This window comes from Vibrio sp. 10N.261.52.A1 (genome assembly GCF_002876325.1).
Classification (GTDB): domain Bacteria; phylum Pseudomonadota; class Gammaproteobacteria; order Enterobacterales; family Vibrionaceae; genus Vibrio; species Vibrio chagasii.
This window is the reverse complement of record NZ_MCYD01000998.1, coordinates 1-4481: the sequence shown is the minus strand read 5'-3', so window position 1 is coordinate 4481 and position 4481 is coordinate 1. Positions and strand designations below refer to the sequence as shown.

Here is a 4481-nt window from a genome sequence, read left to right as displayed (position 1 = left end):
ACTGATTCGAGATCCTGAAGTTCGCTGCATTATGTCTACAATTGGCGGCAATAATAGCAACTCGCTATTACCGTATATTGATTATGAGGCACTCAAAAACGATCCAAAGATCATCATCGGTTATTCAGACGTAACCGCATTGCTATTGGCGATTCATGCCCAAACTGGCTTAGTAACGTTTTATGGCCCGGCACTTGTTGCTTCATTTGGTGAGTTTCCGCCGCTGGTTGATCAAACGTTCCAATCATTTAGTGAGTTGTTGTGTGAGAGTACAAGTCAACATCAATACACCATGCCCGAGGTATGGACGGATATCAAACATGATTGGGAAACTCAGAACTGCGCGAAACCAGTCTATGACAATGAATGGAAGTTTATCGGCAAAGGAAAAGTTAGTGGCCGAGTGATTGGTGGTAACTTGAGTACGATGGCTGGGATATGGGGTAGCCAATATATGCCCGAAATTCTCGATGGCGATATTCTCCTTATCGAGGACTCGTTGAAGGGTATTGAGAGCGTAGAGCGCTCTTTTGCGCACCTGTTGGCTTGCGGGGTGTTTGATAAGGTGGGCGCTATCATCTTAGGTAAGCATGAGTTATTCGACAATAAAGGGACCGGACGAACACCACTCGATGTGCTTCTTGAAGTGTTAAACGGTAAAAACGTCACGATATTGTATGGATTTGATAGCTGCCACACTCATCCAATGTTAGTCACGCCAATTGGCGTTCAAGGGAGTATCGACTTTGATAATCAGACCTTTGAGCTGCAGGGACCTTGGGTAAAGATACCTAGCGAAAGGTGATCCTCTCAGCAAACTCAGTTTATAAACCTGTCTATACTGAGTTAGGTTACGCCACGACGTTAGATGGCGCTATGAATGTAAGTTTGATTAGGTTAAATCTCAGAGGTGACGATGAAAAAATTACTACCACTATGCGCCATTCTACTTTCTGCATCCTTTTCAGTTGCCGCTTCCGACGGTTTGATAAAGTACCAAAGTAATTACTCAGTGAAAGAGACGGCAGACCGTTTTGAAGAAATAGCCAAAAGCAAAGGTTTAACCTTGTTTGCGAGAATCGACCATCAGAAAAACGCGAGTAAGGTCGATCTTGAATTAAGACCAACGGAAGTCATCATCTTTGGTAACCCGAAAGTAGGGACACCATTAATGCAATGCGCTCAAGAAGTCGCGATAGATTTACCCCAGAAGGTGTTAGTCACGGAGGATTCTAATAAGAAAGTATGGTTGTCTTACAACGATCCTAATTACTTGGTAGAGCGTCACGCGATAAATGGCTGTGACGAGGTGATTAAGAAGATTTCAGGTGTGCTTAGTAAGTTGTCTGAGGCGACGGTTGCTAAAGCGAAATCTTGATTAGGTCGCGCTTAGAACTACGTGCGAAAGAGCAAGAGGTTCACCTCATCAGAAGTGTGAGCGAGTTAAACAGCTTTGTGCGTAAGCAAGTAACTGGCCGAGCGATTTTTCATGGTCGCCATATTTGTTATATGCATCTTTGATTCTATAAAATGTCTTGAGATTAACTGAAGCTATGTCATATTCGTATCTCTTAAGTCTCTGTTATCAATAGGATTGTAGATACGATGTATGGAAGTGAACAAACGCGAGCATTTTGTTGTAATTGCAAAGCGCTAACATTACACAAATACACCTTGTTCAGTAGCCAAGCGCAAAAAGCGCCACAAGATGAGAAGAAACCAGGCTTGCTGATGCAAATTTTGTCTGGGCTTATTTCCAATGGTGCAACGGGTGATTACAAATGCACTCGATGCGGTACCTACCTAGAGACGCCGGACCATCTAGATTGATGAAGGGTTTGGATAAATAAAAACGGGAAGATCTCAGCGATCTTCCCGTTGTATTTCGTTTTGCTATTGGCAATTCAATTCTGAAGCCTTAAGCGCAGCACTTCTTATATTTCTTACCGCTACCGCAAGAGCATGGGTCGTTGCGGTTAGGTGTCTTTTCAAACGTCATCGTTTTTGGCTTGTTTAGGAATGTATCAAGCTCGATGGTGTTCTCTTCTTGTTGCGCGTCTACTGTGATTTCTACAAAGAACTCTTGCTCTGCAGCCAGTGTTTCGATCTCAGCTTTGCGAGTTTCGTTTTGAACCGTTACTTTGATTGGTGCTTCTTCAGTACCCGCTTTTACATCGCGGTTTACGTTGTAGCCTGCAAGGACGTGGTTTTGTCTTGTTTCGATACGGCCTTTGAAAAATAGTTTCGACATGGGGTACTCATTAAGAAATAGTGTTATGGCGCTAATGTTCATGTTGATAGCGCATGGAGCGGGGGATTATACGCATATATTCCAATTGATAAAGCAATGATCTAAGCAAAGGCTTATAGGCTTGTCCTTACTTGAAAATGCCTAGTTTGATCCGTTAAATTTTTGTTTTTGTGTGGATTAGGTTTGAAGTTAGAGATATTTACATTTCACTCTGCAGCCATAGGAGTGGTAAATTCAAATATCTAATTTAAACAAAGAGATAAACAATGAAGCTAGATGCTATCTTGTGGGACTATGATGGAACCTTAGTCAATTCAGTGCCAAAGAATATCGCCATAACGAAGGACATTATCTCTGTGGTTGCACCGCACCTCTCTGGAGAAAACTTGCCAAAGTACTTAACGAGCGAGGCGCTTTATCACGAAGCAAATCATGGCGCTAAAAACTGGCAAGCTTTGTATGTTGACTACTACGGCATGTCTCATGATGAAATGTTGGTTGCTGGTGGAATGTGGGCAGAACATCAAGAGAAGAACCAAACGCCAGTCGAGTTGTTTGAAGGTATGGAACGGGTAATAAACCAGTTTGCACATCTTCCTCATGGCATCTGTTCTCAAAACTCTCAATTGAATATTCGCGGTGTACTCGATAGCTATGGTATTGGCGAGTTGTTTAAAGCGGTTGTTGGTTATGATGACGTGTCAAATGGCAACCAAAAGCCACATCCATTTGGTGGTATTAAGTGCGTTGAAAATATTTTTGGTGAAGGTCAAACCGACGAGCTTTGTTTAATGTATATCGGTGACCATGAAGCGGATACTCAGTTTGCCCGTAACATCGAGGCTGCACTTGGTGGGAGAGTTAAAGTGGTTGCTGTTGCCGCGGGTTACAGCCGTTCTGAACCAGAAAAGTGGCAGACTAAACCCGATTACATCGCTAGTAATGTTGATGATCTTTTGGCGATCATTGGCAAATATGCGTAATCAACAAGTACCAAGTAATTCGATAAATTTAAGGAAGAACAATGACACCGAAAGAAGTGGTATTAGGTTTTTGGGATGCCATGCGTACCAATGATTTTGCAAAAGCGAGCGAATGGTTGGCGGAGGATTTCCAAGGTTATTGGCCACAGTCATCTGAGCTAACCGTTGGGCGAGATAACTTCACAGCGATCAACTCTGAATACCCAGCAAATGATGTGTGGAAATTCACGCTCAACTCAATTGTATGTGAGGGTGATACTGTTGTTACCGATGTGTCAGTGACTGACAGTGTTCTTAATGACCGTGTGATTACCTTCCATACCGTGGTTGATGGCTTGATCAAAAAGCAAACTGAGTTTTGGCCGGATGGCTTTGCTCCACAAGAGTGGCGCTCACAATGGGTTCAATTAGTCAGCCCTGAATCACTGAATTACTAACATCAAATGCCACAACACGAGCTCACAGAAGCGTACGTACATAACAAAAATCAGATCAACAAGAAGTCAGCAAGTTAGGAGAGTCCATGAACAAGGTCGTAATTGTTACCGGCGGGAGCCGAGGTATTGGTGCTGCAACATCTAAGCTATTAGCAAAACAAGGCTATGCGGTTTGTGTCAATTTCATCCAAAATGAATCAAGAGCTGAAGCGCTAGTTAGCGAAATTAGAGAACAAGGCGGTACTGCTATCAGTGTGCGTGCTGATGTCTCGGTTGAATCAGACGTTAAATCCTTGTTTGAAATTGCACGTAATAAACTCGGGCCTGTGACTCACTTGGTGAACAATGCAGGCATCTTGTTTACTCAATCTGCATTAGAAGATATTGAACTGGATCGCTTTGAAAAGGTAATGAAGTCAAATGTGTCGAGCTGCTTCCTCTGCAGTAAAGCCTTTATCAAGCAAGCGGATGGTGCTGGCTCGATTGTGAATGTATCGTCTGCGGCTTCACGTACCGGAGCGCCATTCGAATACGTAGATTATGCAGCTTCGAAAGGTGCAATGGATTCCCTTACTAAAGGTTTGTCCCTTGAACTCGCGTCAAGAAACATCCGTGTCAATGGCGTAAGGCCGGGTTGTATCTATACTGAAATGCACGCCGATGGTGGTGAGCCAGGAAGAGTGGATAGGTTGGCTTCACAACTTCCGTTGCAAAGAGGTGGCACGCCAGAAGAGGTCGCGAACTCTATCGCTTGGTTATTGTCAGATGAAGCTTCTTATGTGACAGGGTCATTTATTGATATTGCTGGTG

Annotated in this window: 7 protein-coding genes; 6 read left to right on the top strand and 1 reads right to left on the bottom strand. The window is 43.4% G+C overall.

Features of this window, described 5'->3' with window-relative positions; all coding sequences use genetic code 11:
- The 3 genes from BCT81_RS21655 to BCT81_RS21645 all read left to right on the top strand — a co-directional run.
- A partial coding sequence (locus BCT81_RS21655; RefSeq protein WP_102425798.1) for a S66 peptidase family protein occupies positions 1 to 805 on the top strand: 805 nt, incomplete at its 5' end.
- Positions 806 to 916: 111 nt separating this feature from the next.
- The gene (locus BCT81_RS21650; RefSeq protein ID WP_102425797.1) at positions 917 to 1378 is read left to right on the top strand and encodes a DUF302 domain-containing protein; all 462 of its coding nucleotides are present in this window, start codon (positions 917 to 919) and stop codon (positions 1376 to 1378) included.
- Positions 1379 to 1605: 227 nt separating this feature from the next.
- Positions 1606 to 1830 (top strand): hypothetical protein, encoded by a 225-nt coding sequence (locus BCT81_RS21645; protein ID WP_102425796.1) that lies wholly within the window; start codon positions 1606 to 1608, stop codon positions 1828 to 1830.
- Positions 1831 to 1918: 88 nt separating this feature from the next.
- Here BCT81_RS21645 and BCT81_RS21640 read toward each other — a convergent pair whose 3' ends face one another.
- Positions 1919 to 2251: a PBPRA1643 family SWIM/SEC-C metal-binding motif protein gene (locus BCT81_RS21640; RefSeq protein WP_102425795.1), complete on the bottom strand. Its 333-nt coding sequence runs from the start codon at positions 2249 to 2251 to the stop codon at positions 1919 to 1921.
- Positions 2252 to 2517: 266 nt separating this feature from the next.
- On the opposite strand from BCT81_RS21640, the gene BCT81_RS21635 reads away from it, so the two are divergent.
- From BCT81_RS21635 to BCT81_RS21625, 3 genes are all read left to right on the top strand, one after another.
- Positions 2518 to 3234, top strand: a complete 717-nt coding sequence (locus BCT81_RS21635) for an HAD family hydrolase (RefSeq protein ID WP_102425794.1) — start codon at positions 2518 to 2520, stop codon at positions 3232 to 3234.
- A 41-nt stretch (positions 3235 to 3275) separates the two neighbouring features.
- Positions 3276 to 3671 (top strand): nuclear transport factor 2 family protein, encoded by a 396-nt coding sequence (locus BCT81_RS21630; RefSeq protein ID WP_102425793.1) that lies wholly within the window; start codon positions 3276 to 3278, stop codon positions 3669 to 3671.
- 86 nt (positions 3672 to 3757) lie between these two features.
- A partial coding sequence (locus tag BCT81_RS21625; protein ID WP_102425792.1) for an SDR family oxidoreductase occupies positions 3758 to 4481 on the top strand: 724 nt, incomplete at its 3' end.